This window comes from Methylobacterium sp. Leaf99 (assembly GCF_001422375.1).
GTDB lineage: Bacteria > Pseudomonadota > Alphaproteobacteria > Rhizobiales > Beijerinckiaceae > Methylobacterium.
In genome coordinates this window covers 540,887-557,672 of record NZ_LMMU01000007.1, presented here as the reverse complement: position 1 = coordinate 557,672, position 16,786 = coordinate 540,887, and the positions used below count along the sequence as shown (strand labels likewise).

Here is a 16,786-nt window from a genome sequence, read left to right as displayed (position 1 = left end):
GAAGTGTGCTTCGAGCGAATGTGCCGGACGCCCGACGAACGACCGCTTCTGGGACGCGATGTGGATGGTCCGGGCGTCTGGCATGGGTCGGGACCCGCCCGTCCGTTCGACGACCGGGTCGGGTGGTAAGCGGTCGGTCAGCTTTTGTGCGCGAAGAACCAGAGTCCGGACACGAATGGATGCGCCGTATCGGCGGCGAACCATCCAAAAAACTCAGAGATCATCACCCTGCTAGAAGCTGATTGACGTTTAGTGCTGCATCTCTCGGAATTGCGAATAGTCGTATGGCATCCGAATGTCCCCGGATCGTGTGAAACCCTCGGTCGGTGAACCTTCTTACCGCCCCCTCACTTCCCTCGCTCTGCATGCGCCTGACAACAGCGTCCGTGATCAGGATCGAGGCCTTAGCTTCACGGCAGTGATGCTCGACGCGGCTCGCAACATTCACGGTATCGCCCAGGACCGTCAATTCGAGCCGGCTCTCGCATCCGACATCGCCGAGCACGACAGCGCCGTAATGGATGCCGATGGCAACGGCGACCGCTTCCAGTCCCGACGCCGCACGTTCATCGTTCCATGCCTGGAGCCTCGCCTGCATGGTCAGCGCACATCGTACGGCGTTCGTGGCACTCAGGTCGTTCACTACGGGCAGGCCAAATACCGCGATCAAACCGTCGCCCGTGAACTTGTCCACGGTGCCCTGGTGCTCGAACACACTGGCGCTCAAGGTGCATAGTAATTCACGAAGCATGGCGATCACGTCCTGCGGCTGCAGAACGCTGCAGAATTTCGTGAACCCGATCATATCGACGAACAGAACCGCGGCAGGCTCGTAGCGTGTCGTCGATAGCGCGATGTCGTTCGTAGCGATTTGCTCGACGATGGCAGGCGGAAAAAATCGAGCTAAGTTGTCTTTTTCCTTACCGACCATGATTAGCCGCTCACGAGTGGCGATGTTTAGCAGAGCCAGTTTTGTCGTGATCGCAATGGCGGCGAGGCTGATCAATGTCCGGGCCGAGGCAGCACTATCCAGATCTGCTCCGTGAGTGATGATGTAGCTCAGGCCCGTTAGAAACGCACAGAACGCCGCAGTTCTGATCGTACCAAGGCGCTTAAACCAAAGGGTCGCCAGAACCACGACGACGCTATATAGAACAGCAACGGCGAAATGTAATGGACTCCATGTGTCGAGTAGAAATATAACGATTGCGGATATAAGAACGTAACTCAACGAGGCGGAACCTCGAATAAATTCGAATACCCTTCCCTGCACACCTGCGAATCTCATCGGGGAGGAAACTTCAGACTGCACAGCAGATGCTCCCTCTGGATCGATCACAACCCAAATTACAGAAAAGCTAAATTCGCGATTATTTTGGGATTTCTTAATCCACAGACGCTCCCCGAGCAAGCTTTACAATTTTCTCGTACCGTCGATCTGAATGGGGACGGAATGACGGACATCTCGATGGGTCATGAGGCTTTGGTTGCCGCTCCGCTGCAGCGGGGCGACAGCTACATGACATCCATATGTCTCTTGCAGGGGTTCAGAATACCCGCCGCCGGTCTCAGCGTGCGATGAATCCGCCGTTGATGAACAGGGTCTGTGCCGTAACCCAACCGCTGCTCGGACCGGCCAAGAAAGCGATGAGGGGCGTGATCTCATCGATCTCGCCCAGGCGATTCTGGACGCTCATACCCTTCAGGAATTCAGTGGAATGCTCGGTTTCGGCCGGGTAGAAAAAGGACGTGTTCAAGGGACCCGGCGCGACTGTATTGACCGTGACACCCCGAGCGCCGATTTCCTTGGCCAGGGCACGGGTGAAATGTTCGAGGGGCGCCTTCGACCCTGCGTAGATCGAGTACAGTCCGGTGGTGGCGGCCTGTAGCGTCGTCCCTATGTTAATGATCCGACCGTGATCCGAGATGCGTTTCGCGGCCTCCTGCATGCAGAAGAAGGCAGCCTTGGTATTGACCGCGAAGCTTTGGTCGAAATCGTCCTCAGTGATCTCCACGAAGGGCTTTTTCACCACCTTGCCGACGGTGTTCACCACAATGTCCAGTTGTCCGAACTGACGGTCGATAGCATCGAAGAGTTCTGTCACTTCGCTGACCCGAGCAAGGTTCGCACTGACCAGGAGAGGGGTGCTGCCAAGGTGCTCGATCTCGGCGGCGGTCTCCTCAGCCTCGCCGCGCGAACGCTCGCCATGATAGTGAACCGCCACGCCGCGACAGCCATTCTGCGCTAGCATCACAGCATAGGCCCTGCCTTGGTTACGCGTTGCGCCAGTAACTAATCCGATCTTACCACTGAGATCCCCGCCTGAATTTGTATTTGTCATAGTCTTCCCTCTTTGTTGAGCAGAAGAAAACTAGCCGAAGCTCCCAAGCTTGGCTTTCAGAAATTGCGCGTTCGTAGTAGAAGCCGCGCATTCCGGACGGAAAGCGATCATGGATCAACTCGACCAGCCTGGCTTTCCCGACGTCGCCACCGCCGAAGATCCCGTGCCGAACTGGGGGCGGCTCGTCCGAACGGATTTCGGCACGGCGGCGTGGAATAAGCGAGATGCCGGGGAGATCAGCCAAACCATTCCCCATCATTTGGTATTGTTCTCGTTCGCGCCATTCGCAAATCGCGAGACGCGGTTAGGTGGGACGAGGATACGCACTGCGTCCGCCACCAGCGGGATGTGCGAGATCGTGCCTGCTGGTGCGGATTACTGGGCGCGATGGCACGAGCACAAGGAGGTCGCGGCTTTCGCCCTGTCGGAACGCTGGCTCGATAAGGTGGCGCAAGACAGCTTCGACTTGCCATCAGCAACCGTCATGTCAGACGCATTACCGGTCCTGGATCGCCGTGTGGCCATTCTAGGCGAAATGCTCCGTGACGAGCTCCGATGCGACGCCGATACGGGCATGCCAGACCTGCAATTGGACTCGCTGTTGAACCTTTTGGGGTTCCACTTGCTCAAGCAATATGGCGCCCGCAGCGTAAAACAGGTCGGTGCCGGTTTGTCCGACCGACAGTTCAGGCGGCTGCGGGATTACATGTCTGCGAATTTTGCCGGTACCGTGAAGCTTGACGACATCGCGAGCGTTGTCGGTCTCTCGTCCAGCCAATTGCTCCGCACCTTCCGGCAGCGCACTGGCACGAGCCCTCATCAGTACCTTACCCGCATGCGTCTCGATCATGCGCGTACACTCATCCTCGGTGGACCCATGACTCTGGCAGAGATCGCTTTGACATGCGGGTTCTCTAGCCAGAGTCACCTGACATCCGTGATGCGTCGGGAGGACGGCCTAACACCAGGGGCACTGCGTGCCTGAAGCTGCTCGTGGAGGTCCTTTGAGCGGTTTCGAGACCTTGCTTTCGCCTGTGCATCGAACGTCTTCTTTTGGATAATTCGAAGGGCGCGATGGATGGCCAGGTTGGGTCGGACGCGGTGGGGCGGCTTCTCAACCTGGCAGCTCCGAGACGCACATTTAAAACGTCGAGCCAATACTGCGCTGGCCACGTTCGCAGCGCCCTTTCTCTCCCGGCCGGCATCTGCCGGTTGGGAGATGAGAAATGGGACATTCAGAGTACGACCCAACCTTCAAGAATCGCCGACCGTGGAATGCAGGACGGAAGCTGGGCGCCAAACGCCCTCTCAAACCACAGCAGGTTTGGGCCATTCGCTTCTGGCTCGACGGAGAGCGGCGTGTACGCGACCGCGCTATGTTCGACCTCGCCATCGACAGCAAGCTGCGCGGTTGCGATATCGTCAAATTGAAGATCGGTGAGCTCGTGAGCGGCGGGCATGTACGCGCGCGCGTCATCGTCGTTCAGCGAAAAACTGGGCGGCCTGTTCAATTCGAATTGCTGGAACCAGCACGTACCAGCATTCTAACTTGGCTGGGGTGCCGAGGGGGCGGGCTCGACGATTACACCTTCCCGAGCCGGATCGACCACGAGGCTCACATAAGCACCCGGCAGTACGCCCGACTGGTGGATGAATGGGTCACGGGCATCGGGCTACGGCGCGAAGACTACGGTACGCACTCTCTGCGCCGAACAAAGGCGGCGTTGATCTACAAGCGAACCGGCAACCTACGCGCGGTGCAAATCCTGCTCGGGCATACCAAAATTGAGAGTACGGTACGCTATCTCGGCGTGGACGTTGAAGACGCGCTCGCTTTGGCGGAAGGGACTGAAATATGAAGCCCGGCCTCCTCGGCGGCAACGTCGAGGAGGCCATGAAGTCTCTATGACCGCAGCGCGTCCGGTGCAGTCGTTTGCCCCGTCAAGATAATGTCTTGGATATAGACGTTCTCTGACCAACCCCGCCTTTCCGCCTTGGGTGGATTTTTGCCGGTCCGCTTTCGGGCGTAAGGGTGGAAGAAGCGGACACCTGGCTGTGCTTTCGACGAAGACCCGGGGGCTCTCACAATGCGTTCTCGGCGCAGGCTGACCAAAGAACCCGGTGACCAGGGACAAGCGTCCCGTAGGACGCCTGTTTGTTGCTCAGCCAATCGTTGACCTCAGTTCGCCCGAGCAACCTCGACAAGGTTGTCCGAGAACGACGGAGCGTGGCCCATGTCGGTGAAGGCGCCCGACGAGATGCTGTTGACCGTACCCTCGTTGAGCTGACGCCAGTAGCCCAGCGTCGCCACCACGATGCCGGCCTTCACGTCCTCGGTGATGCGCGCTACGCCCTTGAAGGCGCCGCGGTCATTGGCGACCTGCACGCGGTCACCATCCCGGATGCCGCGGGCGTCGGCGTCGTGTTGGCTGATCATCACGAACTGCTCGCCTTGACCCTTCTGCTTGTCTTCCATGTTCGCGTAGCAGGAGTTCAGGAAGTAGTGGCTCTTCGGCGAGACGATGTTGAGCGGGAAGCGCTTGGCGAGTTCCGGGTCGTTGGCGTGGGATTCCCGCGGGCCCAGGTAGTCGGGTAGCGGATCAAGCGCCTCGCCGGGCTGGAAGCCCTCGTACATCTGCCGGAACGGTGGCGCGACGAAGTTCGTGGCACCCTCGACCATGAACATGCACTTGCCGGTCGACGTCGGGAAGTTGCCCTCGCGGTGGGGCGCCCGGTCGTCCGGCGTGCCGACCTTCAGGCGGGCGAAGCCGTGCTCGCGCATGTACTGGAGGTCGATGCCCTCGCAGGCCGGGGCGTTCCAATCGACGTAGTGCTCCAGGCACTCCGTGTCGGTCCACTTGAAGTTCTCTTCCTCGAAGCCGAGCCGGGCGGCGAGCAGGCGGAAGATCTCGTTGTTCGGGATCGCCTCGCCGGGCGCGTCGGCGCACTTGGTGTTGTAGGTGAGATAAAGGTGGCCCCAGGACAGGATCATGTCCTCCATCTCCGCGCCCATCGTGGCCGGGAGCAGGATGTCGGCGTAGGACGCCGTGTCGGAGATGAAGTGCTCGGCCGAGACCATGAACAGGTCCTCGCGCATCAGCCCTTCCACGATCTTGTCGGTCTCGGGCGCCTGCGTGACGGGGTTCGAGTTCCAGCACATCATCGACAGGATCGGCGGGTCGAGCTTCAGCTCGCCGGTAAGCGCGCGCCCGATCTGGAGGTTCGAGACGACGCGGGTGCCCTCCGGGATCAGGTCGGGCCGGCACATCACGTCGAACTTGTAGGGGTGCTCCCAGACGCCGAACTGGGTGACGCCGCCGCCGACGTGGCGCCAGGCGCCGGTCAGCGCCGGGATGGACGACACTGCCCTGATGGTCTGGCCGCCGCCGTAGTGCCGCTCCAGCGCCACTCCCATGCGGATGCCCACCGGCTGCTCGGTCGCCATCTCGCGGGCGAGCGTGCGGATGTCGTCGGCGGAAACGCCGGTGATCGCGGCGGCCCATTCCGGCGTGCGGGTGCTCGCCCGCTCCTTCAGCTCCTCGAAGCCGACCGTGTGGTTGTCGACGTAGTCCTGATCGACGAGCCCCTGTTCGATGATCGAGTTGATCAGCGCCATGGCGAGCGCGCCGTCGGTGCCGGGCTTCGGCGCGATGTGCCAGTCGGCGGCCTTCGCCGTGCGCGAGGCGTAGGTGTCGATGACGACGACCTTGGCGCCCTTCTTCTGGGCGTCCTTGACGATGGCCCAGTGGTGCAGGTTGGTGCTGACCGAGTTGCACGCCCAGATCACGATGTACTTGGAGTGGATGTAGCTGTCAGGGTCGAGCCCGGCCGTCGGGCCGACCGTCAGCAGCCACGCGGTGCAGGAGCCCTCGCCGCAGAAGGTCCGCTCCATGACCGTGGCGCCCATGCGGTTGAAGAAGGCGTCGCCGCCGTTCAGCCCGTGCACGAGGCCCTGGTTGCCGAGGTAGCTGTAGGGCGCGATGGCCTGCGGGCCGTGACTGTCGATGATCGCCTTCCAGCGGGTGACGATGGTGTCCAGCGCCTCGTCCCAGGTGATGCGCTCGAACTGTTTGGAGCCCTTCGGCCCGACCCGCTTCATCGGGTAGAGCAGGCGGTCAGGGTGGTAGTGGCGCTTCTCGTAGTCCTTCAGCTTCACGCAGAGGCCGCCCCGGGTCATCGGGTGATCCGGGTTGCCGCGCACGCCGAGCAGCTCCCCGTCCTTGACCTCGAAGATCATCGAGCAGGTGTCGGGGCAATCGTGCGGACACCCGCCGAAGAAGGTCTCGGTCAGGCTCTCGGCCTGGGCGACGAGCAGGGAGTCCGGCTTGACGATCTCGTTCATGTTTCCTCCACGGCCGAGCGTCTCGCCTTATTTTTCTGGCGGGCCGGCCCGGTGCGTCATCAGAATGCACTCTAGTGCTAACAATTCCAAATTTTGGTCCGGTGGAAGGGCCAAAAGAATGCCTCGTCATGGTACCAACCGTTTTGTCGCGGGTTTCCGGGAGTTCCTGAAACCGAGCACGACGCCGCTTGGATGGGGTACGCCGCGTCGAAGGGCCGACGCCCAGCAGGAGGGAACGTGTGGAACTGACGCTCACACTGGACGCCCGGTCCGATAAACCTCTTCAGGCGCAGGTGTTCGACCAGGTTCGGGAGATCATCCTCGATGGGCAGATCAAGGCCGGCATGGCTCTGCCTCCGAGCCGCCTGCTGGCCGAGCGGCTTCGAGTGTCCCGCAACACCGTGATGCTGGCCTACGAACGCCTTGCCGCTGAGGGTTACGTCAGGGCCCGCGGCACGGCCGGATTGTTCGTCGAGCCGATCCCCCCTGACAGCCTTTTGTTGATACAACAGGGCAGTCGGTCGCTCACGAACGGCCCGGTGCTGGACGCGTCGAGCGAGCCGCTGCTTTGCTTCGCCGGCTCGCCGGGCGGTGGCGGCGACCGGCCCGAACTCGACTTCTGGGTCGGGCGGTCCGATCCGGCCGGGTTCCCGCTGGCCATCTGGCGCCGGATCGTGATGCGGCTCCTGGCGCGGGAGACGACATACCTAACCGATTACTGCGATCCGGCCGGCCTCCCGGAGTTGCGCACGGCGATCAGCACGCACCTACGTCGGGCCAGAGCGGTGGCGGTGACCGAGGATCAGGTCATCGTGACCACGGGCGGGCAGGATGCCCTCAACCTCGTGTTCAACCTGCTTAAGGGACATACCCGGCAGCTCTGCATCGAGAACCCCTGCTACCTCGGAGCCTCGCTGATCTTCAGGAACGCCGACATGGAGATCCATCCGGTGCCGGTCGACGGCGAGGGTCTGCGAACCGACCTCCTGCCGCCGGCCAAGGGCAGCCTGCTCTACGTCACGCCCTCGCACCAGTTCCCCACCGGGGCCACTATGCCGCTGGCGCGGCGCCTGGCCCTGCTGCGATGGGCGGAGGAGACCGACAGCTACATCGTCGAGGACGATTACGACAGCGACTTCCGGTACGACGGGCCGCCGCTGACGGCCCTGGCCGGTCTCGACGGAGGCCGGCGCGTCTTCTACGTCGGGACGTTCTCGAAGTCCGTTGGCGCAGGCCTTCGCATCGGCTTCGCCACGGTTCCGCGCATGTTCTGGGACGAGGCGCGGATGCTGAAGGCACGTATGAGCAACGGTCAGGCCTGGCTGGAACAGGCCGCGCTCGCCGCCTTCATCGATGAGGGGCACTTCGACCGGCACCTGCGCCGCCTGAGGCAGGTCTACAAGGCGCGCCGTGACTCTCTGATTGGAGCACTGCGCAGGACGTTCGACGGGGCCGTCGTACTCGGCGGCGAGAGTGGCTTGCATCTGGTCTGGCGCCTCCCGTCCGGTTATCCGCCCGCACGGCAGATTCAGCACCTCGCACGCGAGCAGGGCATCGGGGTCTATGCCCTTTCAAGCGGAGCCGCCTATTATTTTGACCCCGGGGCACGAGATGACATGTTGGTCTTTGGATACTCATCGCTCAACGAAACGCAGATCGAGACAGCGGTCGGCCAGTTGCAGCGGATATTGCTTGGGCAAGCAGACCGCGACGAAGGCACGGGTTAGGTCTGCTTCAAAGCACCCGACGAGATGGCTTTTTGGGCGCAGTTGGGTCGATTTTTGTCTGTCCGTTCTTGGGCGATGCTCCGATCGAAGTAGACCATACGGTACGACAGGACTCCGCATTCCAGCCCCCTTTCCGTTCGCAATTTGAGCTGGACCGTCGCGAAGGTGTGTTCGGCAAGGAAAGTCTGGCGCGTCGAGCTTCGAAAATGCCGCTCAGACGAGCTTGAGTATGTCGTCGAAGACGTCATCCCACCCAGCTTGGTCCAATTCGATGAGGTTGAGGCTGCGTAGGTAGAAGGCGCCCTCTGCAGCGAGAAAGGCCGTCCTCGCGCGGCTCTCGGACGCCGAGCCAGGGTCGAACATACCAATCCATTCCGCGTACCAAGTGCGGGCGCGGTGCAGGTACCCGGGCGACTGCAGCAGCGTCACGAGCATCCCGGCCATCTTGGTCTGGGTAGCTTCATCGATCCGCTTGGATGCCACGACGTAACCGCGCGCGCGCGCGACGTTGTCAGCATCCGGCGGGGTGCTCCGTGCGACCTCGGCGTCAAATCTTGCCAACCAGCGCTCCACCATAGCGGCGATCAGATCGTCCTTGGTGCCGAAGCAGTACTGTACCCCCCCCTTGGTGATGCCCGAGGCTTTCGCCACGGCGTCGAAGGTCAAGGCCGTGGCCCCGTCCCGGCTGACGATCTGCTCCGCGACATCCAATACCCGGTCGCGGTCGATGGTCCTTGCGCGACCCATTCAGCCATTCCCTTTTTCATTCCATACGTATGGATTTAAACGCGGCGGTGTGCGATGCCAACCAGGAAGTCGCGGAACCGCAAGACCAGTCCGAGCGCGATCCGACGCCATCCACGACCCGTTCCTACCTGAGGTATGCCACAATATGAGACGGCCTGATCATCGGCGTCCGGTCATCGTCCGGCTCGTCTTGCCTTTCCTCATGGCGATGACCCTAACCGGCTGCAAGCCGGAGGCGAGCAATCCGGCCGCACCTGCCGCCGAGATGTCGCCCATGGATGTCTCGACCGTCGTGGCGGCGGCGGCCACGGTGCCGCGCACCCTCGACCTGCCGGGGCGCTTAGCATCGACGCGGGTGGCCGAGGTGAGGGCCCAGGTCTCCGGGATTATCCAGGAGCGCGCCTTCGAGGAAGGCAGCCTTGTCAGGAAGGGGGATGTCCTCTTCCGCATCGACCCGGCCGTCTACAAGGCCGAGGTCGATGCCAGGACGGCAGGCGTGGCGCGCGCGGAGGCGACGCGGACCCAGGCGTTGCGCCAGTCGGAGCGCACCGAGACCCTTCTGGAGAAGCAGGCCGCCAGCACCGCCCAACACGACATCGCCATCGCAACCTTGCGCCAAGCCGAGGCGGACGTCGCGAGCGCGAAGGCCCAGCTTGCGCGCGCCAGGATCGACCTGGACTACGCCACCGTGCGTGCCCCCATCGGCGGCCGCATCGGGCGGGCCCTGGTGACCGAGGGGGCACTGGTGGGCCAGGCGGAAGCGACCAAGCTCGCGCTCATCCAACAGGTCGATCCCATCTACGCCGACTTCAACGCGGCCGCCTCGGACCCGAGCCTGCTCGTTGAACAGGCAGCCGGGAAGGAAGCGGCGGAGGTGCGGCTCGTTCTTCCCAACGGGTCCCTGCACCCCGATGCCGGCCAGCTCCTGTTCACCGACGTCAGCGTCGACCCGGGCACCGGTCAGGTCAGTCTGCGTGCCACCTTCCCGAACGCCCGTGTCGCCCTGTTGCCGGGCACCTATGTCCGCATCCAGGTTCGGCAGGGAACGATTCCCGGCGCGGTCGTCGTCCCCGCCCAGGCCATCCAGCGCAGCAGCGCCGGGGGGGCGCAGGCCTATGTCGTCGTGGACGGAAAGACCGCGCTGCGGCCGCTCCGCACCGGCGCCCTGACGGGTGCGGGATGGATCGTGGAGGAGGGGCTGAAGGCCGACGAGGTCGTCGTCGTCGAGGGCTTCCAGAAGATCCAGCCCGGGATGCCGGTGAACCCGGTCCCCTGGAAGGGTGCCTGGTCAACCGAGGCATCCCGCAAGTCCTGATCCCCGTCCCAACAGCCGCGGTGCCGTCCCGGTATTCCGCTCGCGCAGGCGCATTCCCATGACCCGCTTCTTCATCGAACGCCCGATCTTCGCCTGGGCGATCTCCATCTTCATCATGCTGGTGGGCGCGATCTCCATCGCCTTCCTGCCCGTCTCGCAGTACCCGGACGTGGCCCCCGTTACGATCCAGGTGACCGCCGTCTACCCGGGTGCCCCGCCCGAGCGTCTCTACGACGGCGTGACCCGCATCATTGAGGAGGAGCTCAACGGCATCCCGGGGCTGATGTATTTTGAGTCTACCAGCGACACCTCGGGCCAGGCGCAGATCATGGCTTCCTTCGCGCCGGGCTCCGATCCCTCGAAGTCCACGGTCGCGGTCCAGAACCGGATCAAGCGGATCGAGGCGCGCCTGCCGCGGGCCGTGACGCAGCAGGGCGTCATCGTCGAGGAGGCCAGCACTAGCTTCCTCCAGTTCGTCGTCGTGAGCTCGCGCGACGGTTCCCTGAGCGAGAGTGATCTCGGCGACCTCGCCGCCCGGCGCATCCTGGGCGAATTGCGTCGCGTGCCGGGCGTCGGCCGCGCCATCCTGTTCTCGTCCGAGAAGGCGCTGCGCATCTGGATCGACCCGATGAAGCTCGTCGGCTTCAACATGACGCCCGGCGATGTGACGACGGCGGTGGGCGCACAGAACGCCCAGGTGGCCTCCGGTCTCGTCGGCGCCCAGCCTGCCAAACAAGGTCAGCGCATCGCCGCCAGCGTGCTGGTGAAGGGGCAGCTGACGACGGTCGCCGAGTTCGAGGAGATCGTCCTGCGCGCCAACCCGGATGGCTCGCTGGTGCGCCTGCGCGACGTGGCCGAGGTCGAGCTCGCGGGCCAGTCCTACACGATGCAGACCCGCCTCGACGGTCGCCCGGCCGCCGGCATCGGCATCCAGCTCGCACCCGGCGGCAACGCGCTCGCCGCCGCGACCGGGGTAAAAGACAAGATCGCCCAGCTCCAGCGCACGCTGCCCGCGAATGTCAGCGTCACGGTACCCTACGACACCACGCCCTTCGTCGAAGTGTCGATCAGGAAGGTGCTGATGACCCTTGCTGAAGCGATGGCGCTCGTCTTCGCGGTGATGTTCCTGTTCCTGCAGAACGTGCGCTACACCGTCATCCCGACCATCGTGGTTCCGGTGGCACTCTTGGGCACCTGCGGCGCGCTGCTGGCGGCCGGCTTCTCCATCAACGTCCTGACGATGTTCGGCATGGTCCTGGCCATCGGCATCCTGGTCGACGACGCCATCGTGGTTGTCGAGAATGTCGAGCGCATCATGAGCGAGGAAGGCCTCTCCCCGAGGGAGGCCACCCGCAAGGCCATGGGGCAGATCACCGGCGCGATCATCGGCATCACCTCCGTGCTGATTGCCGTGTTCGTGCCGCTCGCCTTCTTTCCCGGCTCGGTCGGGGTGATCTATCGGCAGTTCGCGGTCAGCATGGCAACCTCCATTGCCTTCTCGGCTTTCCTGGCCCTGTCGCTCACGCCCGCCCTCTGCGCGACCCTGTTGAAGCCCGTCGAGGCCGGCCATGGCCATGCTAATAAGGGTGGGTTCTTCGGCTGGTTCAATCGCCGCTTCCACTCCGGCACGCTGGCCTACCGGGCGGGCGTCGCCGGGATGCTGCGGCGGCCGGTGCGCTCGCTCCTCGTCTACGCCGCACTCGTCGCGGCGCTCGGCTGGGGATACGTGCGCATGCCGTCGAGCTTCCTACCCATCGAGGACCAAGGCTACGTCATCGTCGACGCGCAGACCCCGCCGGAATCGGCCACCGGCCGCACGCTCGACGTGGCTGAGCGCATCGAGGAACACTTCGAAGCCGAACCGGCCGTAGCGGCGCGCGTCACGCTGCTGGGTTTTGGCTTTTCGGGCCAGGGCCAGAACGCGGCCATCACCTTTGTCACGTTGAAGGACTGGAAGGAGCGTGGACCGAAGGACGGGGCCGGGGCGATCAGCGCCCGCGCCAACGCGGTGCTCGGCGGCCTGCCCGACGCCATCGCCATGGCGCTGTCACCGCCGGCTATCGAGGCACTCGGCAATTCGAGCGGCTTCGCCTTCCGCCTGCAGGACAAGGCGCAGCAGGGCTATGCCGCGCTAGCGGCTGCACGCGACCAGCTGCTGAAGGCGGCGAGCCAGAGCCCGGTCCTTGCGGGCGTCTACGTCGAGGGCCTACCCACGGCGCCGCAGATCGAGCTCTCCCTCGACCGGCAGAAGGCGAGCGCGCTTGGCGTCACCTTCGCCGACATCAACGACGCGCTTTCGACGAGCCTCGGCTCGGCCTACGTCAACGACTTCCCGAATCAGGCCCGCATGCAGCGGGTGATAGTGCAGGCGGAAGCCGGGCGCCGGATGAAGGCCGAGGATCTGCTCGACCTGCATGTCCGCAATGCGAAGGGCCAGATGGTGCCGCTGCAATCCTTTGCCAGCATCGCGTGGACCATGGGTCCCGCACAGGTGGTCGGGTTCAACGGCTATCCGAGTATCAAGATCTCGGGCAGCGCCGCCCCCGGCTTCGCCAGCGGCGACGCCATGGCCGAGATGGAGCGCCTTGCCGGGCAACTGCCCGCGGGCTTCGACTATGCCTGGACCGGGCAATCCCTGCAGGAGAAGCTCTCTGGCTCTCAGGCCGTGTACCTGCTCGCCCTGGCGTTATTCTGTGTCTTCCTCTGCCTCGCCGCGCTCTACGAGAGCTGGTCGATCCCGCTCGCCGTCTTGCTTGTGGTGCCGACCGGCGTGGTCGGTGCGGTCTTCGCAATGCTGCTTCGTGACATGCCGAACGACGTCTACTTCAAGGTCGGCTTGATCACGGTGATCGGCCTGACGGCGAAGAACGCGATTCTGATCATCGAGGTGGCCAAGGAACTCGTGGCACAGGGGCGGCCCGTGCGCGAGGCGGCCCTCGAAGCCTGTGAGCTGCGTTTCCGGCCCATCGTCATGACGTCGTTCGCTTTCATCCTCGGCGTGGTACCGCTGGCCGTCGCCACGGGCGCGAGCATGAACAGCCAGCGGGCCATCGGCACCGGCGTGCTTGGCGGCATGATCACGGCGACGGTGCTGGCCGTGTTCGTCACCCCGCTGTTCTACGTGCTGATTGCCTCTGCCTTCCGCGGCAGGCCAAGAGCCACGTCTCCGCGTGCGGCCGATGAAACGATGAGCTTGCCCTCGAACATCGATATGACGCGCGGTGTTCGATAATGAGTGACGGATTGCCGGAGGTTTGCCTCCGGCAATCATCGAACCCTACTTTCGCGCTCCCCAAGCAGCTCGGCTACAAACCAGAACGCACAGCACAACGACCGACCGCTTTCCGACTAGTCCCGACGAAGGAGTAGAGACCGGGTTGGGTCGTGACCCGCCCGTCCGCTCAACGACCAGGTCAGGTGGAAAGCGGACACTCGATCAGAAGGATCAGCGGTCGCGAACAGCGGTTGGCGGCTGCATGAACTCGATCGTCGCGCCGTCCGGGCCCACGACGTAGATCACCCGCGTTCCGGCCCGCGCGCCACCCGCGATCGGCTGCGGCGTGCCTTGTGCCTTCCAGCCGTAGGCGGCGATCCGCGCCAAAAGCTCGTCGATGTCATCGACCACGAGGGCGAGATGCGCGAAGCCCGGGTCGAACGGCTTGGCCGGTGCGCTCGGCCGATCCACGCCCTGATACTCAAGGAGTTCGATCGTCTGATCTGCAAGCGACACGATCGCCATGTGCACCTGCGCCCCATGCGCGCCCGTCACTTGGCCGAGGAACTCGCCTCCCATCTCGCCCGTGCGCACGAGCCGCGCGCCAAGCCCATCAACCCAGAACCGAAGCGCCTCATCGAGGGAGGCGACCACGAAGCCGACGTGGTCGGCACGCTGCACCTGGAAGGTTGTATGCTCGGTCATGCAGACTGTCCTACCGGCAAACGGGCTGCTCGTCTGCTATGGGTCGGAGTCGGAACGTCCGCTTTTGACTGACGCCCAACTTTTAATTTCCGTCATCCAAGCAATGCAACCAGAGAGTTTAACCGCCGAATTGGCATCATGACGCCGGCATATCGGTGGGGCTGAGCTACAGCTCGCTGGTGGCGATGAAGGGCGGATGTGGGCAGAAGGATTGGGTCGAGGGCCTCATATTTTCAAAGACTTAAACATGAGCGATTTCGCGAGAATCTTGAGATACTGGAGTTTGGGTGGTGGCGGCTTCGCTGCGCAATAAGCGGGCCGGAGCACGATATCGGCCGGATGCGCATTGGCCATGAAGGGTTGAGGGTTAAGCCGTGATTCGGCCCACGGCGGCAGCCTCCCGTGTGTAGTGGGACAGGGGCTTGTCGTGCTCGAAATGGGCGTCGCGCTCGATCGGCAAACGAAGGTGACCGCGGATGACCGCGAGGTCGCTGATGAGGACGTAGCCGAGCTCCGGGTAGCCATGGCCGAGGTCGCAGAGGCCGAAGGCACGGTCTGGCTCGTTCGGGTCCAGCTCAGTGAGAAGCCATGTACCGGGGCCATCCGGCATGAATAGCTTCACGACTGGCGCCGGGTCGAAGTCCGGGTCGTTTTGCGATGAACGGCCGTTGGCGAGCAGCTGGGTGCGATCGCTGTCGAGTAGGCGAAAGGTGGGCATGTGCGTGCTCACTTGTTGGGATGGCAGCAGGCGGCCGAGACCCTGGCGGTTGAGTGCCAGGGCCGGGTCCACTGCAGGGTGCTTGGATGCAGTAAATGGTTGTCGGCGACTGGCGTCAGGCGGCTGTCGCCGTACGGCGCTGACGCCTGGATGAACTGGTGCCGGCAGTGAACAGCGTTGATTCGGGCACAGCGTCCAACTGGAGTTCGCCGTCTACTCGCCAGAAGTCGGTGTAGCGTCGGTGGAGAGCCTGGGCATGTTCGGGCAGCCCGGCCGTGGCAATGGCGGCGATGACACGTTCGAGGGTCAGTGGGACGAATGGGATGCGTCCTGTGAGAGCCGAGTGAAGGTGGCGGGCGTAGGTTGTGGCTGCGGCCTGGGCCAAGTGGTTGTGCTGGGGGGCAATGAACGCGAGCACAGCGTATTCGGCGAGGCCTTGATCGAGGATCGTTGCCGCGAGGCAGTGCTGGCGGAAGAGTTGCTGGCAGGGGTTGGTTGTCAGGCTGGGGGCGGCGGCGTCGATGAAGAGGTCGGCGGCAGGGGCAATGGTTGCATATCGGTCTTCAAGCCGCGGCGCTGGCTCGTAGCCGCTCTCGCTGTATTTGACCTCGATCCCAATGAAGACCCGCTCGCCCGCTTTGGAGCGCCCGCGAATGGCTAGGTCGAAGGCCGTGCCGTCGGCGGTGAAGCGGTGGTCGCCACGGCCGGGGCTGTGCTCGAAGATGATTTCCTCGACCTCCGCAATGACGCCTGGGAGGAGGTCCGCGATGAAGCGTGCCGCGAGCGCTGAGTCGCGTTGCAGCAGGCCAAAAAGGTTGAACGTCAGTGGCTGCGAGGAGAGCAGGTTGGTTTTGAGGCGCTCCACATCATAGACGGCTCCGAGTTCGCGGTAAGCCAGAGCCCGGGCCACGACAGGCACGATGTCGGGATGAAGGAAGTTGGCCCCGTGGTCACCAGCTGCGGCATTGATTCGCGATCCAAGGCGGCGGCGCTTGCCCGTGGTGCTGGTCGAAAGATGGCCGATCGGCAGGTCGTGATCCTCGCGCCAGAGTGCCTGGAGGAAGCGGGCCGCGGCCTTGAAACGGTGATCTGCAGGAGTGAAGACGTGGTGGCCCCGGCGCTGGGCATCGGGAATGATCGGCAGGATGGGGAGCGGGCCGAGGCCGCTCGGATCGAAGACGTCGAGATTGGAGGAGGAAGGGTTGGGGCCGCTGGCGGCTGGCAGTGGGACGAAGGCGTTGTCGGCCATGAGGAGGGTCCTGACTTGCGGCCGCGGTGTTGCGGTCAGGTCAGGGTTCTCGGATAGGCTTCACAACTGAACCGAATAGGTCGATGGCAAGGAGCTTTGTGGGAGCAACGAAGGTCGGTGTAGGCGTGCTCGTTGAGTGAGCTCATTGGGGATATCCGCAGGGTGGGACTAAAGGGTCACGTCGCTGGTCGCCGCAATCGTAGCCGTCGTCGCTGTGGCTGTCTGGGGCGTACGTCCAGGTAGTGGTCGGCACCGCTGCCTACCGCCGGGCTGGCTGCCTACGCCTCGCTGCCTGGCGGGGGTGTTGGCGCAGAAGGAGCAGGTACAGGTAGTCCACCACCACCGCCAGCTGGCCGGCGTCTTCTCTAGTCTGGCTGGTGTTTTCGTGAAGATAGCGGGGCTGACAGCTTGGGTGCACTCCATTTGG

Annotated in this window: 12 protein-coding genes; 5 read left to right on the top strand and 7 right to left on the bottom strand. The window is 63.6% G+C overall.

Features of this window, described 5'->3' with window-relative positions:
• Nucleotides 1–223 precede the first annotated feature (223 nt).
• Both ASF28_RS13445 and ASF28_RS13440 read right to left on the bottom strand, forming a co-directional pair.
• Entirely contained in the window at nucleotides 224–1,411 is a 1,188-nt protein-coding gene (locus ASF28_RS13445) for an adenylate/guanylate cyclase domain-containing protein (protein ID WP_157085588.1), read from the bottom strand.
• 157 nt (nucleotides 1,412–1,568) lie between these two features.
• Nucleotides 1,569–2,342: an SDR family oxidoreductase gene (locus tag ASF28_RS13440; RefSeq protein ID WP_056093234.1), complete on the bottom strand. Its 774-nt coding sequence runs from the start codon at nucleotides 2,340–2,342 to the stop codon at nucleotides 1,569–1,571.
• A 109-nt stretch (nucleotides 2,343–2,451) separates the two neighbouring features.
• Here ASF28_RS13440 and ASF28_RS13435 point away from each other — a divergent pair, with 109 nt between their 5' ends.
• Both ASF28_RS13435 and ASF28_RS13430 read left to right on the top strand, forming a co-directional pair.
• Nucleotides 2,452–3,327: a helix-turn-helix domain-containing protein gene (locus ASF28_RS13435; protein ID WP_056093231.1), complete on the top strand. Its 876-nt coding sequence runs from the start codon at nucleotides 2,452–2,454 to the stop codon at nucleotides 3,325–3,327.
• 241 nt (nucleotides 3,328–3,568) lie between these two features.
• Nucleotides 3,569–4,201, top strand: coding sequence for a tyrosine-type recombinase/integrase (locus ASF28_RS13430; RefSeq protein ID WP_056093228.1), 633 nt, complete (start codon nucleotides 3,569–3,571; stop codon nucleotides 4,199–4,201).
• A gap of 320 nt (nucleotides 4,202–4,521) precedes the next feature.
• On the opposite strand, the gene ASF28_RS13425 is transcribed toward ASF28_RS13430, so the two are convergent.
• Nucleotides 4,522–6,684, bottom strand: coding sequence for a molybdopterin-containing oxidoreductase family protein (locus tag ASF28_RS13425; RefSeq protein ID WP_056093225.1), 2,163 nt, complete (start codon nucleotides 6,682–6,684; stop codon nucleotides 4,522–4,524).
• 239 nt (nucleotides 6,685–6,923) lie between these two features.
• On the opposite strand from ASF28_RS13425, the gene pdxR reads away from it, so the two are divergent.
• The gene (gene pdxR / locus ASF28_RS13420; RefSeq protein ID WP_056093223.1) at nucleotides 6,924–8,411 is read left to right on the top strand and encodes a MocR-like pyridoxine biosynthesis transcription factor PdxR; all 1,488 of its coding nucleotides are present in this window, start codon (nucleotides 6,924–6,926) and stop codon (nucleotides 8,409–8,411) included.
• Nucleotides 8,412–8,624: 213 nt separating this feature from the next.
• Here the strand turns inward: pdxR and ASF28_RS13415 are convergent, their stop codons facing one another.
• On the bottom strand, nucleotides 8,625–9,158 hold the full coding sequence (locus ASF28_RS13415) for a TetR/AcrR family transcriptional regulator (protein WP_056093220.1): 534 nt from the start codon (nucleotides 9,156–9,158) through the stop codon (nucleotides 8,625–8,627).
• Nucleotides 9,159–9,303: 145 nt separating this feature from the next.
• Between ASF28_RS13415 and ASF28_RS13410 the strand changes: the two genes are divergently transcribed.
• Nucleotides 9,304–10,473: an efflux RND transporter periplasmic adaptor subunit gene (locus ASF28_RS13410; RefSeq protein ID WP_056093217.1), complete on the top strand. Its 1,170-nt coding sequence runs from the start codon at nucleotides 9,304–9,306 to the stop codon at nucleotides 10,471–10,473.
• Between the two features lie 58 nt (nucleotides 10,474–10,531).
• On the top strand, nucleotides 10,532–13,705 hold the full coding sequence (locus tag ASF28_RS13405; RefSeq protein WP_056093215.1) for an efflux RND transporter permease subunit: 3,174 nt from the start codon (nucleotides 10,532–10,534) through the stop codon (nucleotides 13,703–13,705).
• Between the two features lie 213 nt (nucleotides 13,706–13,918).
• On the opposite strand, the gene ASF28_RS13400 is transcribed toward ASF28_RS13405, so the two are convergent.
• From ASF28_RS13400 to ASF28_RS13390, 3 genes are all read right to left on the bottom strand, one after another.
• On the bottom strand, nucleotides 13,919–14,392 hold the full coding sequence (locus ASF28_RS13400) for a VOC family protein (protein WP_056093212.1): 474 nt from the start codon (nucleotides 14,390–14,392) through the stop codon (nucleotides 13,919–13,921).
• A 367-nt stretch (nucleotides 14,393–14,759) separates the two neighbouring features.
• Complete coding sequence (locus ASF28_RS13395) at nucleotides 14,760–15,110, bottom strand: DUF2958 domain-containing protein (protein WP_056094197.1); 351 nt, start codon at nucleotides 15,108–15,110, stop codon at nucleotides 14,760–14,762.
• A 115-nt stretch (nucleotides 15,111–15,225) separates the two neighbouring features.
• The gene (locus ASF28_RS13390; RefSeq protein ID WP_056093208.1) at nucleotides 15,226–16,359 is read right to left on the bottom strand and encodes a PGN_0703 family putative restriction endonuclease; all 1,134 of its coding nucleotides are present in this window, start codon (nucleotides 16,357–16,359) and stop codon (nucleotides 15,226–15,228) included.
• Between the last annotated feature and the right edge of the window lie 427 nt (nucleotides 16,360–16,786).